Annotated in this window: 17 protein-coding genes; 7 read left to right on the top strand and 10 right to left on the bottom strand. The window is 63.9% G+C overall.

The annotated features are described in order from the left end of the window. The first annotated feature begins 60 nt into the window (after positions 1–60). Complete coding sequence (locus C479_RS02820) at positions 61–1113, top strand: KaiC domain-containing protein (protein ID WP_007697526.1); 1053 nt, start codon at positions 61–63, stop codon at positions 1111–1113. Positions 1114–1159: 46 nt separating this feature from the next. Here the strand turns inward: C479_RS02820 and C479_RS02815 are convergent, their stop codons facing one another. Continuing rightward, on the bottom strand, positions 1160–1942 hold the full coding sequence (locus tag C479_RS02815; RefSeq protein ID WP_007697524.1) for a DUF7001 family protein: 783 nt from the start codon (positions 1940–1942) through the stop codon (positions 1160–1162). Positions 1943–2225: 283 nt separating this feature from the next. Between C479_RS02815 and C479_RS02810 the strand changes: the two genes are divergently transcribed. Beyond that, positions 2226–4070, top strand: coding sequence for a PKD domain-containing protein (locus tag C479_RS02810; protein WP_049907020.1), 1845 nt, complete (start codon positions 2226–2228; stop codon positions 4068–4070). Positions 4071–4200: 130 nt separating this feature from the next. Here the strand turns inward: C479_RS02810 and C479_RS02805 are convergent, their stop codons facing one another. From C479_RS02805 to C479_RS02785, 5 genes are all read right to left on the bottom strand, one after another. Next, entirely contained in the window at positions 4201–5130 is a 930-nt protein-coding gene (locus C479_RS02805) for a sulfide-dependent adenosine diphosphate thiazole synthase (protein WP_007697520.1), read from the bottom strand. Between the two features lie 133 nt (positions 5131–5263). Next, complete coding sequence (hflX, locus tag C479_RS02800) at positions 5264–6694, bottom strand: GTPase HflX (RefSeq protein ID WP_007697517.1); 1431 nt, start codon at positions 6692–6694, stop codon at positions 5264–5266. Positions 6695–7009: 315 nt separating this feature from the next. After that, positions 7010–7798 (bottom strand): 4-phosphopantoate--beta-alanine ligase, encoded by a 789-nt coding sequence (locus C479_RS02795; RefSeq protein WP_007697514.1) that lies wholly within the window; start codon positions 7796–7798, stop codon positions 7010–7012. A 91-nt stretch (positions 7799–7889) separates the two neighbouring features. Next, on the bottom strand, positions 7890–10688 hold the full coding sequence (locus tag C479_RS02790; protein WP_049907019.1) for a YegP family protein: 2799 nt from the start codon (positions 10686–10688) through the stop codon (positions 7890–7892). Between the two features lie 281 nt (positions 10689–10969). Further along, positions 10970–11797: a pantoate kinase gene (locus C479_RS02785; RefSeq protein ID WP_007697509.1), complete on the bottom strand. Its 828-nt coding sequence runs from the start codon at positions 11795–11797 to the stop codon at positions 10970–10972. Positions 11798–12214: 417 nt separating this feature from the next. On the opposite strand from C479_RS02785, the gene C479_RS02780 reads away from it, so the two are divergent. After that, the gene (locus C479_RS02780; RefSeq protein WP_241430151.1) at positions 12215–14398 is read left to right on the top strand and encodes a methyl-accepting chemotaxis protein; all 2184 of its coding nucleotides are present in this window, start codon (positions 12215–12217) and stop codon (positions 14396–14398) included. Positions 14399–14508: 110 nt separating this feature from the next. Continuing rightward, positions 14509–15180 (top strand): DNA methyltransferase, encoded by a 672-nt coding sequence (locus C479_RS02775; RefSeq protein ID WP_007697505.1) that lies wholly within the window; start codon positions 14509–14511, stop codon positions 15178–15180. A gap of 289 nt (positions 15181–15469) precedes the next feature. Here the strand turns inward: C479_RS02775 and aspS are convergent, their stop codons facing one another. The 4 genes from aspS to dcd form a co-directional block, all read right to left on the bottom strand. Then, positions 15470–16774 carry an aspartate--tRNA(Asn) ligase gene (gene aspS, locus C479_RS02770; RefSeq protein ID WP_007697504.1) on the bottom strand — a complete coding sequence of 435 codons (1305 nt, stop codon included), beginning with the start codon at positions 16772–16774 and terminating at the stop codon, positions 15470–15472. Between the two features lie 92 nt (positions 16775–16866). Next, complete coding sequence (locus C479_RS02765; protein WP_007697502.1) at positions 16867–17508, bottom strand: methyltransferase domain-containing protein; 642 nt, start codon at positions 17506–17508, stop codon at positions 16867–16869. Between the two features lie 187 nt (positions 17509–17695). Next, complete coding sequence (locus C479_RS02760; protein ID WP_007697499.1) at positions 17696–18604, bottom strand: thiamine-phosphate synthase family protein; 909 nt, start codon at positions 18602–18604, stop codon at positions 17696–17698. 48 nt (positions 18605–18652) lie between these two features. Beyond that, positions 18653–19252, bottom strand: a complete 600-nt coding sequence (dcd, locus tag C479_RS02755) for a dCTP deaminase (RefSeq protein ID WP_007697496.1) — start codon at positions 19250–19252, stop codon at positions 18653–18655. Between the two features lie 206 nt (positions 19253–19458). Here dcd and pth2 point away from each other — a divergent pair, with 206 nt between their 5' ends. The 3 genes from pth2 (at position 19459) to truD (ending at position 22032) form a co-directional block, all read left to right on the top strand. Next, positions 19459–19797 carry a peptidyl-tRNA hydrolase Pth2 gene (gene pth2, locus C479_RS02750; RefSeq protein WP_007697495.1) on the top strand — a complete coding sequence of 113 codons (339 nt, stop codon included), beginning with the start codon at positions 19459–19461 and terminating at the stop codon, positions 19795–19797. Between the two features lie 116 nt (positions 19798–19913). After that, on the top strand, positions 19914–20567 hold the full coding sequence (locus C479_RS02745; protein ID WP_007697494.1) for an alpha/beta hydrolase: 654 nt from the start codon (positions 19914–19916) through the stop codon (positions 20565–20567). 94 nt (positions 20568–20661) lie between these two features. Next, positions 20662–22032: a tRNA pseudouridine(13) synthase TruD gene (gene truD, locus C479_RS02740; protein WP_007697493.1), complete on the top strand. Its 1371-nt coding sequence runs from the start codon at positions 20662–20664 to the stop codon at positions 22030–22032. The last annotated feature ends 76 nt before the right edge of the window (positions 22033–22108 follow it).

Here is a 22108-nt window from a genome sequence, read left to right as displayed (position 1 = left end):
GCTCCTGGCCTCGATTCGTTCGAGCGCCGGTGACGTACTGCCGATCGCCCTGCTAGCACGATGACCGAGGAGGAACTCGACGACGACTGGTTCGAACGCGCGCTCGAAGAGCGGGACGCGTCGGCAGCGTCGGACCCTGCAAACGCACCGAGTGACGAGTCGGCGGGCACCGACCCAGCAGTTGACGAGGCGAAAGCGGAGGGCGACGTCGGTGAATCGGCCGACTCCGCGGTCTCTCAGTCCGACTCCGATGGATCCGCGTCCGACTCGCTCTTCGATCAGGGGTTCGGGGACGCGCTCGAAGATGTTCCCACTCCCGACGTCGGGGCCGGCGACGGCGGCCCCGCCGGTTTCGCTGACGTCGATTTCGACCTCGGTCCGGAGGAGCCGGATTTCGACGAGGAGGTCGACTCGGCGCTCCCACGGCTCGAACTCGGAATCGACGGTCTCGATCGGATGATTCAGGGCGGGATTCCCGAGCGGTCGCTGATGGTGGCGATCGGTAGCGCCGGGACGGGGAAAACGACGCTCGGGTTACAGTTCCTGAATCACGGGCTCGAAAACGGCGAACGTGCCGTCTATATCACGCTCGAAGAGACCCGTGAGCGCGTCATAAACAGCGCGACCGAGAAGGGCTGGCGATTCGACGAGTTTGCCGATCGCGGCGACCTCGCCGTCGTCGACGTCGACCCGATCGAGATGGCGACCCATCTCGAAGCGATTCAGGACGAACTCCCGTCGCTGATCGAGGACTTTGGCGCGAGTCGGCTCGTACTCGACTCGGTCTCGTTGCTCGAAATGATGTACGACGAAAAGGCCAAGCGCCGCAACGAAATCTACGAGTTCACCGCCAGCCTCAAAGACGCAGGCGTGACGGCGTTGCTCACCAGTGAAGCGGCACAGAATACGGCGTACGCCTCCCGACACGGCATCGTCGAGTACCTCACCGACGCGGTCTTCGTCCTCCAGTACGTCCGTCCGGACGACTTCAGAGAGACGCGGCTGGCCGTCGAGATTCAGAAGATCCGTGACGCCAATCACTCACGGGAGAAAAAGCCCTACGAGATCACGAACGCCGGCATCTCCGTCCACCAGCAGGCGAACCTCTTCTGAGCCCTCGGCCAGCCGCTGGCCGATCCGTGGGCGTGTTCGCCGTCGCTCATCGATAGCGCGCAGCGTGTTTCGAACAGAATTGCGTTCCCTGTAGCTGCGCGGTGACGAGTTCTTCGTGATGGTGGGCGTTGTAGAGTCGACAGCTATCGTCGTCACAGAACGCCGATCCAGTTTCGAGGTAGTGGAGCGCTTGCAGGACGTATCCCTTGAGGGCGTCCGTCGTCCGCGGGTCGTTTTCGACCAGAAAGTCCCCCTCAACCTGATTTTCGAGGACCTCCCGGGGCGGCGCGTCGCCGGCGAGCATGGCGTGTTTCTGCTTCGCCTTGTAGTAGGCTTCGGGCTTGGCCGGCGCTTCGTACAGTCCCGGCACCGAAATCAGGGTGGGCTGGCCGAGCACGTTCACGCGTTTGTGCCAGCGACCGTCGTGGCGTCCCCACGTCCCCAGCGCGCGATCGAGCACGATTACGTGCGCTGTCGAGAGGTCGGTCTCCTCGCTGGGGAGTGCGGCGTTCAGTGCTCGCTGGATCTTCTCGCCGTCGTACAGAACGCCGCCTTCGCGTTCGGGGTCCTCGAGCGCCCGCTCCTCGTATCTGACGGTCCCCACCATCGTATTGCCCGTCTCTCGGTCGTACGGGGAACGGACGCGCGCAGCGGCGAATTGCTCGGCGAGAGCTGGCGTTCGGTGGGTCTCGAGAAATCGCGATTCGACGGTGACATCCGGTGTCCGGTCGTCGCCATCGTTCGCGAGTCGGTCCGTGACCCAGTCGGCGATCTCGTCGACGGCAGCGACGGTCGACGGAGCCCGGTAGAGTCGGACGCGTTCGATCATACGGTCACTACGCCAACTGTCATAGAAACCGTTGCGGTTCGCCGACAGAAACTGCCGGTGGCGTCAGGAGTCAGTCGCTATCTCTTCCAGCAGCCCTCCTCGTGACCTCACCTCAGCGTCTCGTCCCTGTCCGAGTCTTCCGGTTCATCGCAATCATTTCCCCAGATCGGATTCTCTCTCTCTTCGGTTCGACTATCGTTACCGATTCTCTCTATTGGTTACTACGTTTGTATATTTATAACTAAAATAGATTAATATCGGTCTATGAAATAACGTGGGGTGCATGTCTGATGAAGACCTAGCCCCGAACAGACGAACCGTGCTACGAACCGCAGGCAGCCTGGCTGGCGCCGGTGTGATCGGATCGACGGGCGCTCTCGCCGATCGTGGTGGCGCAACCGACGCCGACACGAAAGCGGCGGCCAATCCGATCGGGTACGTCGACATCCCCGGGACAGTTGCCGAAGGTGTCGTCGGCACCAGCGGCGACGTTGCGTACGTCGCTATCGATCGGGGGTTCGTCAGCGTGGACATCTCGGATCCGCAAAACCCCACGGAGATCGCACGCCGGACAGATACCGGTATGAGCGAGATTCTCGACGTCAAGGAGGCGGGTGACCGCCTCATCGCCGTCGGACCCGGCAACGTGGGCAGTCCGAGCGGGATGGGCTACTACGACGTGTCTGATCCCGCGAACCCCGAACTGATCGAGTGGTACGAGACCAGCTATACGATCCACAACTCCTTCCTGACCGAGGATATCGCCTTCCTCATCAACAACGGCACGGCAGATATCCACCTCATCGACGTCTCGACGGATAATCCGTCGGAGATCACCAGCTGGGGCATTCAGGCGTCGATCCTCCACGACATCTGGTACCAGGACGACATTCTCTACATGTCGTACTGGGACGACGGGACGGTGATGCTAGACGTCTCGACTCCATCGAACCCGTCGATGATCGGGAAGGTACGTGACGGCAGCTCCCGGTCACCGAACAACGACCACTACGTCACGCTCAACGACGAGGGAACGGTTCTCGCCATCGGCAAAGAACAGCTGAACTACAACCCGCTCGGTGTCGAACTCTGGGACGTCTCCGACAAGACCGACACGCAGTTCCTGGCGGAGATCGAACCGCCATCGGTCGGAAACGAGCGAACGTCGCACAACCTCGACATCCAGAACGGGCACATGTACACGTCGTTCTACGACGCGGGTGTCTTCGTCCACGACATCGGCGACCCAGCGTCGCCGGAGGAGGTCTACTCCTGGCGCGGTGACGGTGCTTCCTTCTGGACCGCGGAGGTCGCTGTTCCCGGCGAGTTCTTCATCGGTACCGACGAAGCCGTCTCCGGCGGGAACGGCCGCCTGTACACGTTCCCCGATCCGGCGAACGGCGGTGGAAACGAATCGCCGAGTGCTGCTTTCGACGTCTCCCCCTCGTCCCCCGCCCCCGGCGAAACCGTCTCGTTCGACGCCAGCGCGTCCACCGATCCGGACGGGTCGATCACCGGATACGAGTGGGATCTCGGCGACGGGACGACGACCTCCGGCCAAACGGTCGAGCACAGCTACGACACCGCGGGCGAGTATTCGGTCGAACTTACGGTCACCGACGACGGTGGCAGTACGGACTCGACCACCCAACCGGTCACCGTCGGCGATGCTGGTGGCGGTGAGTGTGTCGACGCCTCGAACTGGCCGGCCGGCAGCGGCTACAGCGGCTACGAATACATCGAGCAGATCGACGTCGACGGCCAGGTCGTCGAATCCTCCGACACGGAGGGCTACTACGACTTCACCTGCCCGGACGTGGTGACCGTCCAGTCGGGCGGCTCGTTCGACCTCAGCCTGGCGTGGAACGACAACGGGTACGACGGCCACTACGCCAACGTCTACGTTGACTGGGAGCAGAACCAGGACTTCTCGAGTGCCCAAGAGACGGTCATCTTCGAGAACGCCGACGACGACAGTAGCGCCGTCACGGCGACGGTGCCCGTTCCCGACGACGCACCGACTGGTTCGACGCTCGCCCGAATCCGCCTGAGTTTCAACGGCTTCGACGGACCGACGGCGACCGGCGAGTACGGCGAAGTCAACGACGTCACGATCGTCGTCGAGTGATCCAATCGACGCCGGGGTGAGAACCCGCTCGCTGACACTCGGTTCGGCCGATCAGGACGTGGGACGACGGCGATGCTCGTCGCTTCGTTTCGATAGCTCTCGAAAAACCGGTCGTTTGCGCGTCGCTCCGTCAGTCGTCGGCGGGGGTCGCGCGGCTGGTGATGTCGACGGGGTCGGCGTCGACGCCGAGTTCGTCGAGCGCTTCCTGGGCGGCGCGTTTGCCCGAGACGAGCATGGCACCGAACGTCGGGCCCATTCGCGGAAGGCCATAGGTCGTCGCGACGGCCATCCCGGTGGCGATCAGGCCGTCGTGGACGAGGCCGGTGTGTTCGACGACGGCGTCCTCGCTTTTCCCGACCCACATCGAGTCGTGTCCGGGCGAGTCGTGACCGGGGGCACCGTAGGTGTCGGAATCGGTCTGGTCCATCACCTGCCCGCGGTCTCGTGCATCTTGCACGCCGGGGGCGTCGAGGACGCCGCGTTCGTCGAGTTTCGTGATGGCCATCGCGTCGTGACCGGTCGCGTCGATGACGAGGTCGGCCTCGACGGCGATCGGGTCGACGCAGGTAATCTCACGAGGCAGTGCGTGAACGGGCGTCCAGTTCATGACGATCCCGCCGACGCGGTGGTCCTCGCGGATGACGATGTCGGTGAACTCCGTCATGTTCTGCATCTTCGCGCCCGCGTCACAGGCGGCCTTGATGAGACCGGAACACGCCTCTGGCCCGTTGGCGACGTAGAGGTCCTTGCTATCCTGGGACTCCTTGTGGTCGACGTCTAACTCGGTGAGAATTCGCTGGGCGGGGTCACGGACGGTGACCTTGTTCATGAGGAAGCCACCGAGCCAGAAGCCACCGCCGAGGTAGTTGTTCTTCTCGACGACCATCGTCTTCACGCCGCGTTCAGACAGCTCCTTCGCGGCCATCAACCCGGACGGGCCGCCGCCGATGATGATCACGTCCGAGTCCGAGAAGTCCATGAACTCCTCGGTCCACTCCTGACCGATCGCGCGTGTTACGTCCGCCTCGCCAACGTCGCTGAACTGTTCGAAGTCGCTCATACAACTCGGTGTTATTCACTAGTGGTGAAAAAGGTGTCGTGACGGGGATTCTCCGTTGCTCGGGCCTGGCCGGCACACAAGGCGCCGGTACACGGGACCTAGCGGTGATCGTCCCGGCGAGTCCACCTGATCCTCACCGAACGTCCGACTCCCCTTCTGACGATATCGCTTCGGCACGGGCGCGCGCTTTCGCGATCACTGATGGTCTCCCGTCGACCTCGATCACGACCATTTCACCCGCGTACTCGACGGAGTCGACCGTCACGTGGTCGTATAGCCACGACAGCAGGCTCATCGTTTCGTCCCTGTTCGAGAGCGTGAAGGTCTCCCGCTGTGACGGAAGTCGAGTAATTATCGCGTCCACCAGTCGATCGAGATTCGCCCCCTCACTGGCGCTGATCGTGACGACCGAATCGACGCGTTCGGCGGCGATTCGGCGACGGCGCTCCACCTCGGCCGCCGATTCGCAGTCGATCTTGTTCACGGCCACCACGACGTCGTCACGGGTCACGTCCTGTTCGTCGAGGACCGATAGCGAGACGTCGAGTTTCGTTTCGAACTCGTCGACTGGATCGGTTCCATCTGCGACGAGCACGACGACGTCGGCGCTCGCCGCCTCGGAGAGCGTCTCGCTGAACGACTGGACGAGCCAGTGTGGCAGGTCCTGGACGAACCCGACCGTATCGGTGACCAGCACTGGTCTCCCCTCGACCGTCGCCCGCCGCGTCGTCGTTTCGAGCGTCTTGAACAGCCGATCCTCGATCTCGGCGACGCCGGTCTCGTCCGGGTGCGCCGGCGATGCGTTCGTCACCGACAGATCGTCCGCCAGTCGGTGCAGCAACGTCGACTTTCCCGCGTTCGTATAGCCGGCGAGCGTCACGAGGTCGAATCCCTCCTGCTGGCGACGCTCACGGAACTGCTCGGCCGGGGTGGGTAACTCGTCGAGTTTTCGGTCGAGCCGATCGATTCGATCTCGGACGTCGTAGTACGGCGTTCCCCGCTCGGTTCGTCGATTGAGGAGCCCCTCATCGGCCGCCTCCTTTATCCGCGGCAGGTCGTAACGCAGCCGGGCCAGTTCGACCTGCAGCTGCGCCCGACGGTGCCCGGCCTGTTCGGCGAAGATGGCGAGGATCAATCGGTACCTGTCGAACACGCGGGTTTCGTCCGGCATGCGTGCTGCCAGTGTAGTCGTCTGTGTGGGCGTCAACTCGCCGTCGACGACGAGGGCCACGGCCTCAGTTGCCGCTGCACAACGTGCGATCTCGGCAACCTTCCCATCACCGAGGTTCGTCCCAGGGTCGCGTGGCCGGACCTGCGTGAACTCGTCGACGACCGCGTATCCGGCCGCTTCGGTCAACTGCCGGATTTCGGCCGTCTCGACCGGTGCCTGTTCGGCCCTGGCGGCTACGATCGCTGACCCCTTCTCCGCAGTCCGCTGTGAACCATCTCTATCCGTCGCTTCGTCTCTCGACGGACTGTCCGCCCCGGTCGCTTCGTCCGTCTCGGTGTCCGTCGTGGGTTCCTCGCTCATCGATGTCGTCCGTCGATCTGATTTCCGTTGCATGTGTCTGTGGAGTTCGTCGTTCGTCGTGCGGTACGGGCCGCGAGCGAGTGCTGCGGCTCGGGGGTTCAGTGAGAGAATCGAGCCTCGTCACCCATCGGCGCTGGCGTCGACTATCGGCCTCGCTGCGTAGACTATCGGCTAGCGAACGCGAGCGTCACGATATCGACGTCCGGGGCGATCGGCGGCGTCGATCCCAAGTCAGGGGAGAAGTGAGGTCTCCATCGTCCTCTCTCAAAGCTGTCGGGTACCAGTGATAAAAGGATTCGGGTCACGGGTGCGGGGATCGGCCGATTCTGATCGGCTCACGTGATCGGTTCACTCGCCGGCGAGGTCGCCCGATCGGATCCGGTCTTCAGCCGCTGTGAGCGACTCCTCGCGATCGAACGAGTCGACAATTGCTCGCAACGTCGCGTCGTCCGTGTCGGCGAGGGTCCGGCCGTGTTCGGTCATGTTCGGAATCGCGCGAATGATGTTGTCCACGATCGGGATCGCCGCCACCTGTGGGGAGCGAGACAGCGGGTTGAGGTCGACGACGATCTCCGTTTTCCCCATCTCCGAGAGCGCTTCCGCGCGATCGCCGTCTTCGAGCGGGACGACGACGGCGTCTGCCTCGTAGATCCCGGCGGCGTCGACCTTACTCCGCTCGTGATCGAGGTTCGGAATTCGGGCGTTGGCTTCCAGTCCCAGGACGTCCTCGGCGCCGTGGTCGCGGAGGTGAGCGGCGATCCGTTCCATCCGCTCGGGTGTCCGATTGAACAGGTTGATCTCGATCGCCGCGTCCACGGTCGACGCCAGCTCGACGACCTCGTCAGGGACGAGCGCGGCGACGTTCCCGTTGACGGAGACGACGGGGTGGTCGGCCAGCAGTAACTGTGCCGCCGCGGCTCGTTCGGCGTCGTCGGCGCTCGGAATCGTCTCTTCACCGAGGAGGTAATCGAACGCGCTGCCACGACCCTCGGCGTGCATTCCCTGCAGGTGCGTGATGCCCTTCTCGACGCCCGCTTCGATCCGATGGCGGGTGAGTAGGTCCTGATACCGGGGGTGGTCCGTCGGTATCTCGGTCTCGTCGTCGACGGCTGACGGGACGCTCTCGTACTCGGTCACGGCTACACTGAGCGACCGGACAGCAAAAAACGCCCCGTTTGTCAGTTACCGGTTCTCGTCGCGTTGATGGGCCGAGCGGTGCGGTGTGCCCTCACTCGGTGAACTCGATCCAGCCGTCGGGAGCGTGGACCTTGACGTTGGTCATCGCATCCCGGGCTTCGGTCCGGCTCTCGTAGGTCTTCGTGCTCTCGGACATCGGTTCGCCGTGCTCGTCGACCAGTTGCCAGATCCAGCCGTCGTCGTCGTAGTGGAGCTCGAACGACACGCCGTCGATCTCCAGGATACTCGCTTTGGGGATAACGTCCCGGATCTGCTCCACCGAGGTCTCGGCCCCGTCCATCGTCTCGAAGGACTCGATGCACTTCGCGACGACCTGGCCGTCCTCGTCGATGAGTCGCCAGCTCCAGCCCTCCTCGTCGGAGATGAATTCGTAGGAGGCGACGTCGAAGTCGACCTGGCCTGCGGCCGGTGCGAGTCTGCGGATTTCGTCGACTACGTCCATCGCTTCTGACTCGTCGTCGACCGTCGTACCGGCGGTTGCGAGCACGTCTCGATCCTGGTCGACGAGGTCCCACGTCCAGCCGTCGCCGTTGGTGAGTCTGATGAGCGCGGTTTCGACGTGGAAGATCGGCGCGTCGGGGGCTTTCGCGACCAGTTCGTCGATCGCCGTTTCGACTGCCTGTCGCGAGTCGTAGGTGACCTGTGAGGTCGCGATGATCTCCCGATCCCGATCGAGGAGGCGCCAGTGCCAGGAGCCCGAACCGGCGAGCTGGACGAACAGTTCATCGATTTGGGAGCGGTCGGCGGTCGAGGCGACGTCGCGAATCCGATCGATCCCTTCGACGATCTCGTCCTGTGTCGGGGCCGACTCTTCGCTCTCGGCCACCACGGTCCCGTCCGGCATGACGAAGCGCCAGAACCACTCGTCCTCGTCGACGTAGGTCTGGAACGCGGCGTGTTCCATCGTCTGGCTTTCCGTGTCGATGTTCTCGACGAGCTGGTCCATCGCCTGCTTCGCCGCCTGGCGGTTGGGGTGAGAGTTCGGGTCCTCGGCGATGAGTTTCCCACCGTCGTCGATGAGCCGCCAGCCCCACTCGCCGTCGTCGACGAACAGCTCGAACGCTGCCGTCTCGATCTCGAGCAGCTCCGCGTCGGGGGCCTGCTCTTTGAGCGTCATCATCGCTTCGGCTGCCTCGCTCTTCGAGCCGTGTTCGGCGCCGCTGTCGGCGAGAACGTTGCCGTCCTCGTCGATGAGTCGCCAGCGCCATTCTCCCGTGTCGGCTTCGTAGACCTGGAACGCGGAGTTCTCGAACTCGATGAGCTCCGCTTCGCTCGCCTGATTCTGCATCCGCTCGATCGCGTCGGCGGCGTCCTCCGCGCTGTCGTGGGGCTCGGTGCTCGCGGCGACGACGTTTCGGTCCTCGTCGACCAGCCGCCAGCGCCAGTGCCCGTCGGTCTTGTAGCGTTCGTAGAGCGCGCCGTCGATCTCGAAGACGTCCGCATCCTCGACGTTGTTCGCGAACAGGTCGGTCGTGCGCTCCATCTCGTCGTAGCGCTCCGCGCTGTTCGGATTCCGGGCGACGATCTGCTCGTCGTACCCGACCAGCCGCCAGCGCCACTCCTCACCGGAGCTGTAGAGCTCGTAGGTCGGTTCGCCGGAGACCGTGACGGCCATCTCGTCGAACGATTCGAGGAGGGCCTCGATGGCCTCCTCGGCGTCGCGTCGCGTCTCGTAGGCGCGCTCCGACCGGCCGATCTCTTCGTCGTCGGTACCGACGAAGCGCCAGTACCAGCCCCCGGACTCGTCGATGAGTTCGATGGCGACGTGCTCCATCGCGAGCAGGCGCGCGTCCTCGAAGTGGTCGACGAACGCCGACGATCCGGCCTTCGCGTCGGCCTTGCTCGTGTAACCCGTCGGGGAGACGGCCAGCGGTTCTCGGTCTCCGTCGAGCAGTTGCCAGTGCCAGCGATCCCGGCTCTCGTAGTAGTTGAACGCGGCGTCGTCGATTTCGATGACGCCGGCGACCGGGCCGCGGTCCTTGAGGAAGCTGACCGATTCCTCCGCACCGTCGCGTGTCTCGAATGGGTCACCACAGCGGGCGACCACGCTCCCGTCGTCGCGCACGAGCGTCCACTCCCACTGTCCATCACGCGTCTCGTAGAGCCTGAACGCCGAGGTCGTCAGTTCCATCAGACCCGCGGACCCGATCTGGGACTTGACCTCCTCGATGTCCGCTTGCGCATCAGGTCGTGTCAGTGCACTCTCCTGGCTCGCGGCGAGCGCCTCCAAGTGGAGGACGTGCCAGGACCAGTCGTCGTTCTCGTCGCGGAAGACGGCGAACTGTGCGCCCTCCATCGCATCGCCCGTCAGTACCGGTGGGTCGTCCGTCGCTCCCTCCTCAGAAACGTACTTCCCCTTTCGGCCAGTGATGACGGGGACGAGTGCGGTCACGCCGGCGATGATACCCAGCCCGACGGCGTACAGACCGAGCACCTGAATGGTGTAGTCCGGTCCGTCGCCGAGTTTCCGCCAGTGGTCGGGGTACGCGATGCCGAACGTCGCGGTACCGATCAGCGCAATGACCACCCCAACCGCGCTCGCCTGCACCGCCCGTTTTCGAACCGGCAACATGAGAACGAGGCCGAACAGGCCCAGAATCGCTCCGATCGACCCGACGATCCCAACGACCCTGTTGATCAGAAACTCCGCGTCCGAGTGCGGTTCGGTTGCCCCGAAGTTCACGATGTAGAGGATAACGGCAATGCCACCCAGAATAAAGCCCGCGACGAATAGCCAGTAGCCGTACGCGTCTTTTACTGATTCCGGTTCCCCCACGTAATGTTCGTACAATCGAAGTAATTTATCGCTGAAATTCCGTATCGAAGACATGGGATTCGAACGGATAACTCAAACGGAGCATAATAAAGCATCGGCTAGGTGTAGAATTCCGGACAGAACGTTCCGGTGGTTGACACCCCTTCAAGCAAAGCTATCCGTGCTATTCGGCCCGTCCTGTCCAATAATCTGAGAATACTCGTCGATCTAATCGACTTCGCTAAATCGCGTATCGCCGACCCGACACCAACTGTCTGCTGTGCTGGTCGGTGGCGGTCCCACAGTCCGTGATGGATTTGTCTGGTTTATTATTGTTCTCGATTGGAGCAGGCTGATCACTCGAGCGTCGCGCCGGCTGGGTGGGTAACGCACCACTCCGGATCGTATCCCGCGTCGCTGAGCCCAGTACCAAGGGCGAAGACCGTCTCGCCGAGCATCGCCATCGACGCCTGCCCACCCGCTTCGCTGACTGCCCTGATCGCCTCGGTCACCGTCGGTGTCAACAGGTCGGTCTCCCGGGCAAATTCCCGGGACGCGTAGATGAACGACCCGAGCGTCGGCTCCGAGACGACGCGTGACAGGGCGGTCTGGCCGGCCTGCGTGATGTGGTCCGTCTCCCCGGTGAGCACGTCTGCCGTCGACAGTTCGCCGAACGAGACGTATTCCACTCGGGCACGATCGGGAATCCCATCGAGGGTGCCGTGCGGTGGGCTGCCCGGTTCGAGTCGAATCGGGATCCCACCGCGGGCCTGTGCGACGACGTCCCCGAGGCCGGTCCCGGACTGTACTTCGGCTCCGTGTGCGATCGTCACGAGTTCGTTCGTCGAGAGTCCTCGTTCGAAGACTCGGTTCGCAGCGAGCGCGGCACCGAGTGAGAGCCCGCCGGAGACGCCGAACCCGGCTCCGAGTGGGACTGCCGCGGTCGCTTCGACCTGGGCGGTGACTTCGAGTGCATCGAGCACTCGTTCGACGGGTGCCATTTCGACCGCCTCACCGTTGAGTACGATCGTGGTCGCATCGTCCGGCTGGACTGTTACCGAAACGCCGTCCGACAGCGTAAGCCCGGCGCCCCGAGACCCGGCTTTCGTCGGGTCGGGATCCGGTTGTGTCGTGAAAAATCCCGTAATGTGTCCCGGAACGAACGCGGATACCGCTTCACCCATGGCGGACTCTTCGCGTGAACGGGGATAAGGGTGAAGGTTCTCGTTCTGAACCCGGTAGACGGTTTGTGCTGTCTCCAAACTGGCGCGCTTGGTGCGCTTTGGCCACTCTTCCACCTCGGCCCCGCCGGTTCTGTCTTCTTGTCGAAGGAGCCTATCGTTCCTCGGCAGTCAACTATCGATATCGACGCTTCCCGGTACCACAACCCTCGCAATACTGACCATTCCAATGGGGGCGGAAATCACTGCTGGTCAGGCTGGTGGCTGTAATTCCGATTACTATATCCGTGATGCGATGAATAACAGGATAGTAACGGTATGGTGGGATTCAATCCGATAACAGGGGTTCGACGACGATACGCGGTGAAATTGGTATTATTGCTGTTGGTGGTGGCAGTCCTCGTTGGTGGATTCGGGTATTTGATTTACGACCAGACTGGCACGACGCTACAGGACGACACCGAGGCTGACCTGGAACACGTTTCCGAATTACAGGCGTCGTCGATCGAAGAGCGCCTCGCGGCGAACCAGCGCCAGACGGTGATGCTATCACAGACTGCGGTCCTGCAGAACGGTGAACAGGCCCGGGTCCAGGAGTTCATCGATGGACAAATTCGCACGATGGACGACGCGGTCCTGGGCATCCACTACGTTGATGCGAGTGCTGGGTCCATCGAAGCTAGCACGATCGACGAGGCGATCGGCCCTGCTGACCAGTTCTCGTGGATCCAGGCCGGTCAGGGCGAGGGCGAACCGGTGCTGGCGGGCCCCTACGAAGACCCGTACACGAACGCCCACACCGGCGTCATCGTGATGGACGTCGACGAATCCCACCGCGTCGCCGTCCTCTTCGACATGGCGGCGATCTCGGCCGATATCTCGACGGGTAGCGATACCGATTCGTCGACGCTCGTCATCACGGATACCGAGAACAAGATCGTCATCAGCGACACCGAAGCAACTCTCGGCAAGATCGACCCACGATTCGATGACCTCTCGTTCGACGGCGGCTCCGGGTACGCGGAACTTACTCTGGACGACATCGATTCGTCGGACGCGACAGGCGACATCGTCGAGTTCGAGCAGACGGAGGGGACCATGGCGATCGGCTACTCGGTCATTCCGGGCACGGACTGGGTCGTCATGACACACGAGCCCAAATCGCAGGCCTTCGCGCTCCGGTCTGATATCACGCAGTCGCTTGCGGGGCTTATCGCAGTTGTCTTCCTCGGCCTCGGACTGATCGGCCTCGTCGTCGGTCGCAATACGAGCGGGTCGCTTCGAACGCTCGCATCGAAAGCTGAGGAGCTCGAATCGGGCAATCTGGAGACGGAACTCGAGTCCAGTCGGATCGACGAAATCGGTCAGCTCTACGACGCGTTCGACAGCATGCGCCACTCGCTCGCCGACTCGATCGAGCAGGCCGAGTCGGCACGCGAGCGAGCCGAGGAGCGCGGTGAGGAACTCGCGGAAATGGCGACGCACCTCCAGACGAAGGCCGAGTCGTTCCACGACGTCATGGAAGACGCTGCCGACGGCGACATGACGGCCCGGATGGACACGGATAGTCAGCACGAAGCGATGGAGGCCATCGCCAGCGAGTACAACCAGATGATGGACGAGATCGCCGCGACGACGGACGAACTCAAACACTTCGCCGAAGAAGTGGCCGCCCACAGCCAGCAGGTCACGGCGAGTGCCCAGGAGGTCCAGACGGCCAGCGGCAAGGTGACCGACTCCGTCCAGGAGATCTCGACCAGCACGGACGAGCAGTACGAGACGTTCCAGACCGTCGCCACCGAGATGGACGACCTTGCGGCGACGACCGAGGAGATTGCGTCTCTCTCCGACGACGTGAGTCGAATCGCCGAGCGGACGGCCGAGGCTGGCGACCACGGCCAGTCCGCAGCCGAATCCGCGATCGACGCGATCGACGATATCGACGAGGACGCCGCGAACGCGGTCGCAGAAATCGAACAACTCCAGGACCAGATCGACGAGATCGAAGCGATCACCGACTCCATCCAGGAAGTGGCCAAACAGACCAACATGCTTGCGCTGAACGCGAACATCGAAGCCTCGCGGAGCGGTGACGAGACCGACGAAGGGTTCTCTGCTGTTGCCGAGGAGGTCAAGGACCTGGCGCTCGACGTCCAGGAATCCGCCGAGGAGATCGACGGTCTCGTACAGAAGATCCAGACGCAAGGCTCGCGAACTGCATCGGAAGTTCGAGAGACGCGGGAAGCGGTCGCTCGCAACGCCGACGCAGTTTCCGAAGCCGTGGAAGCGCTTGACGACATTGCCGAGTACGCAGCGGAGACCCACGACGGGACCGAGGAGATCAGTGATGCCAGCCAGCAACAGGCCAGTTCGATCCAGGACGTCGTCTCACTGGTCGCCGAAGCCGAGGCGGAGAGCGAACGGGTCAGTGCCGAGGCGAGCACGGTCGCTGCGGCCGCAGAGGAACAGACGACGGCCCTCTCCGAAGTGACCGAGAGCGCGTCCGACCTCGCACAGCGCTCCGGCGCGCTCCAGGAACGCCTCGACGAGTTCGACACGCCTGGGGACACCGCCACCCCGCAACAGGTCGACGCAGACGACTGATCCGCTCGGGGTTGTCCACCCGGATTCTCGTTGTCGCGGCCGATTATCACCGATCGGTGCGCTCACCGATACCCAAGGTAATTCAGATTCGACACGCGAAGATAGGGGGTATGCCAACGTACCGGTCGTTCGAGTATACTCACAACGATGAGTTACCACCTGGCCACACGAACGAGGTTCGAACGCCTGCGGCGCTCGTCGAAGAGTACCTGACGACGTACTCCGATCCGGGCGATACCGTTCTCGACATCTTTGCTGGATACGGAACGACGTTATGCGTCGCCGAACGGCTAGATCGGGTTCCGTTCGGGGTGGAGCTCGAATCCGACCGCGTCGCCTACATTCGCGAACACCTCGATACGCCGGACCACGTCCGTCAGGGTGACGTCCTCGAACTGGATGCGTCGTGGTTCCCAGCGTGTGAGTGCTGCTTTACGTCACCGCCGTTTATGGAGCAATCTGACACCCGAAACCCGTTTCAGAATTACGCGGGAGAGAGCACCTATGCGGACTATCTCGACGATATCGAAGCTGCGTTCGATCGACTGGGTGCGGTCGTGGGCTCCGGTGGACACGTCCTCATCGACATCGTGAACATGACGTACGAAGGACGAGTGACGCCGCTCGCCTGGGACGTCGCCGATCGCGTCTCGAACGTCTTTCACTTCGTGGGTGAGGACGTCATCACCTGGCAGAGCGACGATAGGACCGACCACAACGGCACCTACGGGTACGGCTACGATCACTCCTACGTGCTCGTCTTCCAGCAGACCGGCGCCTGACCGTCAGCGAGTCCCTCTCGGTCATCCTTCCGGTGACCAGTCGTCCCCGCCGACGAGCGCCTCGCCGCACGTCTGTCCACGCTAACTCTTACCGCCTCCGTCACGGAATTGGATGGTGACGGCCTTGCGAGTTCCCAGCGACTTCGTGCTCACGGCTCGTCCATCACCGTTTGCATATCGAGGTCGCAATGCGACCTCGCGTCCTTCGGACTGAGTCGCTGGCGATCTCGCGGGAACAACGCGGGATCTTTGATCACGCGAGCTCCCCCTCGACGGGCCGCGACCAGTCCTACGGACTGAGTCGCTGCCGGTCTCGCGGGAAGAGAACAGCTTCGCGAATGTTGTCGAGGCCGAGCAGCGTCATGATGAGGCGCTCACCGCCGAGGCCGAAGCCGGCGTGGGGTGGCATGCCGTACTTGAACATCTTGGTGTAGTACTCGAACTGGTCGGGGTCGAGTCCCTGCTGTTCGAAGCCGGCGACGAGTTCGTCGTGGCGGTGTTCGCGCTGGCCACCGGAGACGAGTTCCATGCGCGGGTGCATGAGGTCGAAGCCGGTCGAGAGCTGTTCGTCCTCGTCGTGGTCCATGATGTAGAACGGCTTGATCTCGCTGGGCCAGTCGGTGATGAAGTAGTGGCCGCCGACGTCGTCGCCGAGGGCCTTCTCGCCCTCGGTGGGGAGGTCGTCGCCCCAGACGAGTTGCTCGTCGAGTTCGCCCGTGGCGTTGATGCGCTCGATGGCTTCCTCGTAGGACAGTCGTGGGAACCCGTCGTTGGGCACCTCGAATTCCTCGGCGAGGCCGAGCGTCTCGAGTTCGTCGGCGCAGTTCTCGGCGGCGGCTTCGTAGGCGGCGACGACGACCTCTTCGGCGACGTCCATCGCGTCGGACTGGTCGCAGAAGGCGCCCTCGAAGTCGATCGAGGTCGCCTCGTTCAGGTGCCGGGGCGTGTTGTGCTCTTCCGCGCGGAAGATCGGCCCGATCTCGAAGACGCGTTCGACGTTCGAACCCGCGATCAGCTGCTTGAACAGCTGGGGCGACTGGTTCATGAACGCCTCCTCGCCGAAGTAGGTGATCGGGAACAGTTCCGTGCCGCCCTCGGTGCCGGTGGCGACGATCTTCGGCGTCGTGATCTCGGTGGCGCGCAGGTCGCGGAAGCGCTCACGAACTGCTCGGAGAATCTCCGAGCGGATTGTGAAGACCGCCTGTACCTCGGGTTTCCGGAGGTCGAGCGTCCGGTTGTCGAGTCGCGTCGAGAGCTCGGCGTCGACCTTTCCGGACGGATCGAGCGGGAGTTCCGGATCGGCGTCGGAGATGACCTCGACCGACTCGGGTGTCACTTCGACGCCCGTGGGAGCGCGTGGCTCCTCTTCGACGTCGCCAGTGACTGAGATGACGCTCTCGCGCGACACGCCGAGGCCGGTCTCGACGAGGTCGTCGTCCATCTCGTCCTTCTCGAACTTGATCTGAATCTTCCCCGAGACGTCTCGGAGGATGATGAAGGCGATACCGCCGAGGTCACGAATCTCGTGCACCCAGCCGGCGACGGTCGCCGACTCGCCGGGCTCGGCGTCTGCCGTGTACGTTCGGTCCTGCATACCAGCCGATTACCCAAGCGGCGACTTAAACGCCGTTATTTGCACCGGCCGCCGCTCCCGCAGTGACACTGTCCGCTTGCTTTCGAGGCGTTTCACCCACCGGGCTCGCCGACGATCCCGCCCGTCAGGCGGACGAGCCCCATCGCGTGTCTCGAATCGACCGTGGCCCGTGATTCGTCGTGGAGCCGTTCGTGTGCGGTCGAGACGCGTGTTTCGAGCTGGGCAACGAGATTCCCATCGTACCTGACCTGCGTCGTCGGTGGCGTGGAGCAGACGACGAACGCTCGAAAGGCGCGGTTGAGGAGGGGTGCGCTCCAGTGATCGGTCGTCGTCGCGTTTGCCAGCACGATGCGTCCCCCCGGCCCGACGAGGTCACACCACGTCGAGACGGCAGCGGCGGGGTCCGGAAGCATACCGACGAGAAACGTCGCGACCACTGCGTCGATGTCTGGCTCCGTCGTATCGAGGGGCGGTCGCGTCGCATCCCCGCGTACGACGGAGACGTTTTCCAGATCTTTCGTTCGGTCCGCGGCCAGCGCGAGTACCTCGGGCGTGATGTCCACGCCGATCACCCTGCCCTCGTCGCCGACACGCTCGCTGAGGTAGCCGAGGTTCGACCCGGTTCCACAGCCGAGTTCCACGACGGTATCGCCCGCCGAGAGGCCGCAGGCCGCGGCGACAGAGCGCCGGACGTCTCGAACGCCGGGCAGCCAGGTCGCGAGCAGGTCGTACAAGCGGGCCCACCGACCGTAAAATTTCGTCGCGGCGTGTGGTTCTGTGGTGGTCGGTCGGCTTGGCGCGGATGAATCTACCGCTGGAACACGTGCGGTTTGTCTGTCGCTACTCTCGGAACCGGACCGGACCATCGACACCCCCTACACTGGCTGGCTCCTTGAAATGCCCAGTCCGAGCCGGTTCAACTCACAGCCCAGTCGAGACGACCTGTCGGACATCGTTCGCGACAGTCTCTGCGTCCGGACCGAGGACGTACGTGACAGGCTCGATCCCGTCGCTGCCGGTCTGGTAGAGGACGGTCGCCTCCGGCGAACGCGTGAGGGCGGCACCGACGCTCTCGTCCAGTTCCTCACTTTCGTCGAATTCGACGGCCGTGTGCCCGTCGGCCGTCAATGCGTCCAGAACGTCGGAGTCGTACCTGACGTTCAGTGCTGCGCTAGCGTCACTCCCACTCTTTCTGGCGGCGAGCAGGATCGATGCGACGTGTTCGGAGGCGCCGAATGCCGGGTCGGCCGGAATCGTCGCTCGTCCCTTGACGTCGACGATCCGACCTGGAACGCCCGCGACGTCGTCGATCGTACTCGCGTCGGGGGTGCAGGCGACGAGGTTCGTGCCGACCGCGGGAATGAGCGAGGCGAACCCGCTCGTGTTCTCGATGATGCGCAGTCCACGTCTGAGCGAGGACCGAACCCGTTCGGCGGTTCGCAGTTCACTCGTCGGATCGTGTACGCGGAACGACGGGTGATCGGCGAGTTCTGGTTCTGCGCGCTCGTGGAGTCGTGCGAGGACGTCGCCGCCAGCTTCGAGTTCACGGATGAGTACTTCGAGATCCACCAGCGCCTGAACGGACGTCACGGTGCCATCGGCGAGGCCGGTCGCGAGTTCGTCGACGTGCTCGCGGACGCGCTCGTCGTCGGCGATCTCGTCGTTGATCGTCACCTCTCCGTGGGCGTACTTCGAGACAGCGCTTTGACTGATGCCGAGGACCGACGCGACCTCGCGCTGGGTGAACCCACGCTCGCGCAACTCGGCGGCGAGCATCGATCTGACGGTCGGCAGAAACTCTTCGACGACGAGTTCCTCGACGAATTTCATCCCGAGTCAGTAGACGGCCCCGGGAAATAACTCTGGGGTTTACGTCGCTCAGTTCTCGGGGCGCTGGTCGCCGCCGAATTCGTGGTCGCCGCCGATCTTCGAGGCCTGCGGACCAGACTGATCCTGATACTTCGAACCACGATCTGCGCCGTACGGCCGGTCGGCGGGCGAGGATAGTTCGGTGAACGTCAACTGCGAGACGCGCATCCCCGGCGTCAGCGAGACTGGGGCGCTTCCGAGGTTCGAGAGTTCGAGCGTAATCTGGCCGCGATAGCCCGGGTCGCACAGGCCTGCCGTGGCGTGGACGACGACGGCGAGCCGACCGAGCGAGGACCGTCCCTCGACGTGAGCGATCAGGTCCGCGGGAATCTCGACGCGCTCGTGAGTCGTCCCGAGGACGAAGTCGCCGGGATGGAGGATGAAGTCGTCGCCTTCGTCGACGACCGTCTCGGTCACGTACTCGCCGACCTCCTGCTCGGAGTTGGGGTGGATACAGGGGATGTTCGTCCGGCGAAACTCGAGGAACTCGTTGCCGAGCCGGAGGTCGACGCTGGCCGGCTGAATTTGCAACTCGAGGTCGTCGAGCGGCTCGATGACAAGGTCGCCCGCTTCGAGCCGGTCGAGAATGTCCGTATCCGAGAGGATCATGGTCGGAGACTGACGCGGGCGCTGTTAAATGGTGCGGATCGACGGTGCGTATGGATCGACGCGGAGCGCGGATCGACGCTGTGTATGGGTCGACACGGCGGATAGACGTGGCCGTGGGAGCCAAACTGGCGTGGCCGGCAGGGGCGGTCGTGTTGCCCCCGTCTACGGATCGTGGCGCCTATACTGGCGGGCAGCGAGACTGAGCTATGAAGCAGGCGATCGTCGCTCGGACGGACATCGGAATGGGGACCGGAAAGCTGGCTGCACAGGTGGCCCACGCCTCGCTCTCGGCCTACGAGAAGGCCGGCTCGAGCCGACGCCGCGAGTGGAAGTCGGGCGGCCAGAAGAAGGTCGTTCTGAAGGCCACGAGCGAACGCGAACTCCACGAGCTGTCCGAGATCGCCGATCGCGAGGGACTCCCCAACGCCATCGTCCGCGACGCCGGCCACACGCAACTGGAGCCCGGAACCGTCACGACGCTGGCTGTCGGCCCCGCTGCGGACGATGCGGTCGATCGGGTGACGGGAGAGTTGTCGCTCTTTTGAGTTGATCTGTCCGTCTCGCCGGGGGCTGACAGCCTGGAACGTCCCGCTCGCTGGCATCGATCTACGGGATCGCCGCCACGCGAAGGAATTTGAGGCGGGCACCCGTGGCTTCCTCCATGACCGAGGATCCGCACGCAGAGACGGCCGTCGAGCGACGAGGGCCACCACTTTCGGGTGCGTCGGCGGCAGTCCTGCTCGTCCACGGGCGGGGAGCGCGCGCACGTGGCATGCTCGACTTCGCGTCCGAAATCGACCAGGAGGGTGTGGCGTACCTGGCGCCACAGGCGGCGCGTGGCACCTGGTATCCCCAGTCGTTCATGGCGCCGATCGACGCGAACGAACCGCACCTGACCTCGGCGCTCGACAAGCTCGACACCGTCCGATCGACCATCGAGGACGCCGGAATCGACGCCGAACGGACGATTCTGCTCGGGTTCTCCCAGGGTGCCTGTCTGGCGACGGAGTTCGGCGCGCGGACCGCCCGGTCCTACGGCGGCGTCGTGGCGCTGAGCGGTGGGCTGATCGGACCGGAAGGAGCCACGTTCGAGTACGATGGCGATCTGTCCGGCACACGCGCGTTCTTCGGGTGCGGCGATCAGGATCCACACATTCCCGTCGAACGGGTTCACGACACCACCGCTGCGTACGAAGACCTCGGCGCGACCGTGGACGAACGCATCTACGAGGGGATGGGCCACGGCGTCATCGAAGACGAGATGGACGCGGTCCGTGACCTCGTCGATGACGTCGTCTCCGACGCCTCTGACTGACAAATCTTCCTTTGGTGACTGACCGCCGGCCTGGGACGACGTCCGTCCCGAGTCGAACGGGTTTAGCACCTCCACAGTGAACCGGAAGACGTCAATGCGTCCCGCCCACCCGACCGAACGATCCGTCGGCATCGAGTACTACGTGAGCGACGGCGACGGCACCGGCGGTCGGCTCCGCGCACAGGACGACCACTTCCGCGTGCGTGAGCGCGAACAGTTCTCGACGGAACCGGTCGATTCCTCGCCGGACGCGTACCCGGAACTCGTCGTTCGGGCCACGCTCACCGGCTGGGACACGAACGACTTCGCCGCCGCCCTCTCGGATGCCGTGGGGATTAGTCGGGAGCGAGTCTCGTGGGCTGGGACGAAGGACAAACGGGCCGTCACGACGCAACTGTTCTCGATCCGTGACGTCGAGCCGGCCGACCTCCCGACCCTCTCGAACGCCGACATCGAGGTCGTCGGGCGGGCTGGCCGGTCGCTGACGTTCGGCGATCTGGCGGGAAACGAGTTCGAGATCGTCGTCTCCGACCCGGACGATCCCACCGCCGCGGGCTCCGTTCGAGACGCGCTCGCCGACTTCGGTGGCGCCCAGTCGGCGCCGGCGGACGCCGATTCCGTGCCGTCCGACTCGACGACTGTCGGCGTTCCGAACTTCTTCGGCCAGCAACGATTCGGGAGCTATCGCCCGATCACGCACGAAGTCGGGCTCGCGATCCTCCGTGACGACTGGGAGGGCGCCGTGATGGCCTACCTCGGCAATCCACACGAGGCGGAACCGGCGTCGACGCGCGAGGCGCGCGAGTTCCTGCTCGAGACGCGCGACTGGGACGAAGCGCTCGATCGGTACCCCGGCCACCTCCGATACGAACGCTCGCTGCTGCACGTCCTCGCCGAGTCGGACAGTGACCCGGACGAGACGACGTTCCGCGAGGCACTCGGTCGATTCCCGTCGAACCTCCAGCGACTGTTCGTCCACGCGGCCCAGTCCTACGCGTTCAACCTGATGCTCAGCGAACGACTGGATCGAGGACTGCCGTTCGACCGACCCGTGGCGGGCGACGTCGTCTGTTTCATCGATACCGACGCACCGGATGGACTCGTCGTCCCCGATCCCGATCGGACACAGCGCGTGACCGATCGCCGGGTCGACTCGGTGACCAGACACTGCGATCGGGGCCGCGCGTTCATCACGGCGCCGCTCGTCGGGACAGACACCGACCTGGCCGACGGGGAACAGGGTGAGATCGAACGCACCGTCCTCCAGGACCTGTCACTGGAACACGACGATTTCGACCTGCCCGATCCGTACCGGTCGTCGGGGACGCGTCGAGCGATCCTCGTCCGGACCGACCTCTCGATCCGATCGGAGCCGCTCACGCTCTCCTTCGGCCTCCCCAGCGGGGCGTACGCCACCGTCGTCCTCCGGGAATTTCTGAAGAGCGATCCGGTCTCGCTCGGCTGAGGGCGGTGATCGAACGGCGATGGGTGACTTGACCAGGCGTGGTGACCGAGCTGCGGTGAAGGGTCCTCACATCCCG

Source organism: Halovivax asiaticus JCM 14624 (assembly GCF_000337515.1).
GTDB lineage: Archaea > Halobacteriota > Halobacteria > Halobacteriales > Natrialbaceae > Halovivax > Halovivax asiaticus.
Note: the sequence above shows the minus strand (reverse complement) of the source record. Positions and strands in the feature narration are given on the sequence as shown.